The organism is Candidatus Margulisiibacteriota bacterium, from assembly GCA_028715625.1.
GTDB lineage: Bacteria > Margulisbacteria > Riflemargulisbacteria > GWF2-35-9 > GWF2-35-9 > JAQURL01.
Genome location: JAQURL010000055.1, coordinates 11,662 through 17,002, shown reverse-complemented (window position 1 = coordinate 17,002; position 5,341 = coordinate 11,662). Strand labels below are relative to the sequence as shown.

The window sequence follows — 5,341 nt, the reverse complement described above, 5'->3', positions numbered from 1 at the left end:
GGCCAGCTCCTATGTTCCCGCCATTAAAACCTTTTTGGCAAGGTATCCTTTGAAAAACAAAAAAATTGCGTTGTATTGCAGCTATGAAGGCGACCCGGGTAAAACGATTAAAAACCTGAAAAAGTGTTTAAAAAATAATAACCTGCTGGGCGAAAAAGGATTTAAAGTTGCTCATAAAAACAAAAATATGACTGAAATAAAAAACTGGGCGATGTCTCTCTTCTCATAAAAATATCACGGGAAAATATACTTGATACCAAATAAAAAAGGCCCTGTTTTCACAGGGCCTTTTGATCTATTAAGAGTCCTTAGATAACTCTTTATAAATTAATTATCTATCGCGTCTGAAACCACCTTGACCACGATCTCTATTGAAACCGCCACGGCTGTCTCCGCCTCTCGGACCACCGAATTCCTTTTTCTGGGGTGGTCTGGCCTCTGCTACACTGATATTACGGCCATCAAGTTCTGTTCCGTTTAACACTTCAATGGCTTTAGTAGCTTCTTCATCGGTTTTCATTTCTACGAAACCGAAACCTTTTGACTTTCCAGATACTTTATCTGTTATTATAACAGCTGATTCTACTGTACCTGCTTTAGTAAAAGCTTCCTTCAGGCTATCTTCAGTTGAACTGTAAGATATACCTCCTACATATAATTTTTTTCCCATAATACACGATACCTCCTAAAAATTTTTTTGTAGGACTCTCTTACATTAGCACATTCCGGAAGTTCTCTAAGGCAGTCCAGAAACAACTAATGCGCACCCACAAACATTTTACATGATACACTATTAAGTGTTAATATTCAATATGAGCTTCGATTTTCTACCCACCAATAGACAGGAAATGGCAGAAAAAAGTTGGGAAAGCGTCGATATAATCATTATAAGCGGAGACGCTTATATTGACCATCCGTCATTCGGCCCGGCACTTATTGGCCGTTTTCTGGAAGCAAATGGCTTCAAAGTGGCCATTATCCCTCAACCAGACTGGCATAAGGATGAAGACTTTTTTGTCTGCGGCAAACCTAACCTTTTTTTTGGGATTACAGCCGGCAATATGGATTCCATGATTGCCAATTATTCTTCTGAAAAACATAGACGCAAAGAGGATGAATATAGTGAAAAAGGTGAAGCCGGTAAAAGACCGGACAGGGCGGTTATTGTTTATTCGAATATGATTAAAAAGTTATTTCCGGGAACACCAATTATTGTCGGAGGTATAGAAGCCAGCTTAAGAAGACTGACTCACTATGATTATTGGTCTGACAACATCAGACGCTCAATTCTTTTTGACAGCAGGGCAGATTTGCTTGTCTACGGGATGGCCGAGAAAGCCATCACAGAAGCTGCGCACAGATTAAGGCATCTGCAAACACTTAGAGGTATCAAAAATACAGCCTATATCGCCGATCCTGACTATTATGCCCATCAGGATCATGTCGAATTGCCAGCTCATGAGGACATACTTAATGATTCCGTCCTGCTTTTAAAAGCAACTATCAATTATGAACGGGAATGTGCAAAAAGATATCCACAAACAATCATACAGCGCTGCCAAGGTAAAGCAATAATAATTGAACCGCCGGATGCATTAAGTTCCGATGAACTTGATAACATCTATGAATTGCCGTTTATTAGGCAAGCCCACCCACGTTATAAACATCCGGTACCGGCGTTCGGTTTTGTTAAAAATTCTGTTGTTTCGCACAGAGGATGTTATGGCGGCTGCTCCTTTTGTACGCTAAATATGCATCAGGGAAAATATATTATTAGTCGATCTTACGGATCGATTATTAATGAAATCAAAAATGTAATTATGAAGCAACCCGATTTTACAGGACATATTTTGGACATAGGAGGGCCTTCGGCAAATATGTATGGGCATACCTGCATAAGCAATCAAGGCTGTACAAGAGTGAGCTGTGTTTATCCCGTCATTTGTCCAAATATGAATATGGATTTTCAAAAACAGTTGAAATTATTAGATGATATCCGACGCCTGCCAGGTATAAAAAATGTTTTTATAAACTCGGGTATTCGTTATGATCTGGCCTTACAGAATAATAAATACATAGAACAACTTGCTCGCTATCACGTAAGCGGGCAGTTAAGCATAGCACCAGAACATTGCTCTGAAAAAGTGCTGAAGATCATGCATAAACCGTCATTTGGCAAATATTTGGATTTTCTTAAACAATTTGAGACTGCCAACAAAAGATATAATAAGGAGCAATATGTTATCCCTTATTTTATTGCCTCACATCCTGGATGTACCCTGAACGATATGTATGAACTCGCTTTATATATGAAAAAAAATAATCTGCGCGTTAAACAGGTACAAAATTTTATTCCTATACCCATGACCCTGTCTGCCGCGATGTATTATAGCGAACGCGACCCTGAAACATCCAAACATATACATGTTGCCAAAGGCGAAGAACGATTGTGGCAACGAGCGCTTTTGCAGCCCTGGTTGAAAATAAATCAAAAAAACGTTTCCAAGGCATTACAGAAAATTGGTAAGAAATTGTAAACATAATTCTTGAAATCAAACTTTCTCAATACATAAATCAATAAATAAAATGTTTAAAAATAAATATTGAGGGCAGAATAATAAATGTCGGGGGACATAACCGGGGTTATACTATCCTGACCAGTCTCGATATTATAACCCCGGGTAAATATTCCATAACAAATTTAAAGATGTTACAATACCACATGTGAATAAATTTATTCTATTGCTGGTGCTGGTTTGCCTTAACTTTAATCTGGCATCAGCCTTGATACCTACCGAATCAGTTATCACTATTAGTAAAAGTATAAAACCGGAATCTCGTGGAGAATTAATTCCTGTACCGGAAAAGCCCAAATCTTTTTTTCATTTATTTAACAAAAAGGTTCAACCGATAGCTGTTGTCCATAAAAAAACAAACACAACAGCCATTACAGAGAAAAAAGTGAGTGCGTCAGCGGATATCAGAACCAATATTGAAAAAAAAGTCGTTGTCAAAACTGTTACTCCACCCAGACCAACAGTTCAATCCACTAACTCGTACAAAAAGAAAACTGCTGTTACCCCAAAATTTGTCCGACCTGAGAAAACCGTAAAAGAAACTAAAGAAATTATTAAACTTAAATCAGAAGTACTTAATGAGATTAATGATGAGAAATTGGCAGTAAAAACAGTTCAGACACATATGAAATATGAAGTCTGCGCCTTACTTTCCTTACCTTCTCTACAAAATTTTAATGCAAATTCAACAATTGCATCTGTAGGGAATACCACTTATCTGCTTGGAGCCCAGTTTAATATTTATTACCCTCTAACTGATAATCTTTACGTCGGAGCTATTCTGGAAATCGGACAAAACAGTATTGCCAGAAAAGTATCTACTGGAGTTTATAAGGATGTGAACGTCCATTATTTGCTCTCTGACCTGATAATTAATTGGGTTCTAATCAGTGACTCTTCATTTTCACTGGAATCGTATGCTGGTCTCGGGATAATAAGCGGAGGGTATATCTACAGTTATACTGATGAAACTCAGGCTACATCGTCCTTTTCTAAAATCAGGGATGGTATTGCTATAAACACTCAACTGGGAGCGAACCTCAGACTGAAGATAAACGCGAATTGGGATGTGGGTTTTGGTGCAGCATATTTGTTAGGTAAAATCTCCGACATGCGACGGGCCAATGAACCTGACCCCACATCACCTGATCTGGACTTTTCAGGTTTGATACTGAAAGTAAATTCCTCTATAAATTTTTAATCGGTTATAAAAGACTGGCGTAAGTTTTACTGCTATTTTGTTGGTCTGCCGAATATATTTTTATTGTATTGTCGTCAGCTCCATAAGAATTCACCAGGCTCATCAGAGAATCAAGTGAATTGGTCATAATAAGATGACCGGAAGCCCCTTTGGAAACGGACACATTGGAGCTGTCCTGACCTAAAAAGGAAAATTCATTGCCCAGATCAAAATTTACATAGAGGTTAGAATTATACCCGGCCGGAATAACTGAGCCGGTAAGGTTATCCTCAAAACCGCTTTTATCTTTGACGGACTCACTGTTACGGCTTCCACCCAGGTCAATTGAAGCTCCACCGATTAATAAAGAATCAGACACAGTTTTCACCTGCCATGTTTATTATTCGTCAATTTTGAGAAATTAAATGTATCGATATATATTGATATATCAAATACTGACCGGACTTGCTTCTATAAAGCTTTTCACAAACCAGCTCTGGTCTATGACTTTTATATCTCCTTTGTAAATTGTGTTCGCGTCTTCATTTAAATAACGCAGAGCATCTTCCTGCGCTCCATTTATTCTATCGATTATTTCATTTAATGGTCTTTTCGACTTAACAGCAATTGCCTTGATGTCTGCTATAAGTTTATTTTGCATGCTAACGGTATTTTCTTTATGGGTCTGGTTTAACGTTTTTTGATCTTTGAATACAACGTCAATATTTTCTATATCATTTTTAGTCAGACTGATAACTCGCTTTAAAACATTGTCAGGATTTGTGGCAATATGTGTAGCAGCGCTTTCACCTTGCAAGATTGCTTTCCCTTTTTTATTCTTTTGAACAATATAGATTATTTGATTTTCATCATCTTTGGTTAAAGGACGTTTGATCAGCATGGAATAGAGCATGGGATTAAATTGAGTGAGCGTGGATTTAACCTTGTTTAATTGTACATATTTATCAATAACAACCATTTGGCCGTCAGTATTAACATACAAACCACCCCCTACAGAGTGATGATCTGCAAGAACCACAGCCACGGTTATAGGCTTTTCATCAATGATTTCCGCTATATCTTTAAAACTCAGATAAGCATGGTCCTGAATTTGAAAATCCCAGTGTATATTTATAAATTCCACAACTTCATTCATTAAAAAACGTTTAGAATAAAATTGTTTCTGAACAGTTTTAATTATCTGCCTGATTGCCAGCTTGTTTTTTTCCCGTAAAGCTTTTACAAGTTTATTTCTCAGTTCATTTTCCTGTTGAGCAGCGCGCTGGGTCAAACCCGTAAAATAACAAAGATCTGTACCGATATTATCCATTGTTCGGATGGAAAAAGTCAGCGGATTATCTTTGGTTACTTTCATTTCTTCATAAATATCTTTGACAGCCCGGATAAAAGCAGGCCCATGACCCGTGCTGGTTGTTTTCAGTTTATTATCTTCATCAAAAAGGAAAAAAGTAGTTTCAGATTCTATAGCGATACTGTCTCTAATACCGGAAATAAACTTCAGATCGATATTCTTTAATGAAATTATATTCTCAACCTGCAGTTTTTTTACAATCATTTCTAAAGC

General features: G+C 37.4%; 6 protein-coding genes. 3 read left to right on the top strand and 3 right to left on the bottom strand.

From position 1 onward, the window contains the following. The coding region (locus tag PHV30_08950) for a flavodoxin (GenBank protein MDD5457146.1) at positions 1-229 on the top strand (229 nt) is incomplete at its 5' end. Positions 230-331: 102 nt separating this feature from the next. Here the strand turns inward: PHV30_08950 and PHV30_08945 are convergent. Beyond that, a complete protein-coding gene (locus PHV30_08945; protein ID MDD5457145.1) occupies positions 332-670 on the bottom strand; it encodes an RNA-binding protein in 339 nt (112 codons plus the stop codon). 142 nt (positions 671-812) lie between these two features. On the opposite strand from PHV30_08945, the gene PHV30_08940 reads away from it, so the two are divergent. Both PHV30_08940 and PHV30_08935 read left to right on the top strand, forming a co-directional pair. Next, entirely contained in the window at positions 813-2,537 is a 1,725-nt protein-coding gene (locus tag PHV30_08940) for a YgiQ family radical SAM protein (GenBank protein ID MDD5457144.1), read from the top strand. Positions 2,538-2,724: 187 nt separating this feature from the next. After that, entirely contained in the window at positions 2,725-3,777 is a 1,053-nt protein-coding gene (locus tag PHV30_08935) for a hypothetical protein (GenBank protein ID MDD5457143.1), read from the top strand. Positions 3,778-3,781: 4 nt separating this feature from the next. On the opposite strand, the gene PHV30_08930 is transcribed toward PHV30_08935, so the two are convergent. Together PHV30_08930 and PHV30_08925 are read right to left on the bottom strand one after the other, a co-directional pair. Beyond that, positions 3,782-4,135 (bottom strand): hypothetical protein, encoded by a 354-nt coding sequence (locus tag PHV30_08930; protein MDD5457142.1) that lies wholly within the window; start codon positions 4,133-4,135, stop codon positions 3,782-3,784. Between the two features lie 69 nt (positions 4,136-4,204). Beyond that, a partial coding sequence (locus PHV30_08925; protein ID MDD5457141.1) for a hypothetical protein occupies positions 4,205-5,341 on the bottom strand: 1,137 nt, incomplete at its 5' end.

Excerpts from the sequence above, each read along its gene's own strand:
- PHV30_08940 (MDD5457144.1), top strand. The coding sequence starts at position 813 with ATGAGCTTCGATTTTCTACCCACCAATAGACAGGAAATGGCAGAAAAA.
- PHV30_08945 (MDD5457145.1), bottom strand. The coding sequence starts at position 670 with ATGGGAAAAAAATTATATGTAGGAGGTATATCTTACAGTTCAACTGAA.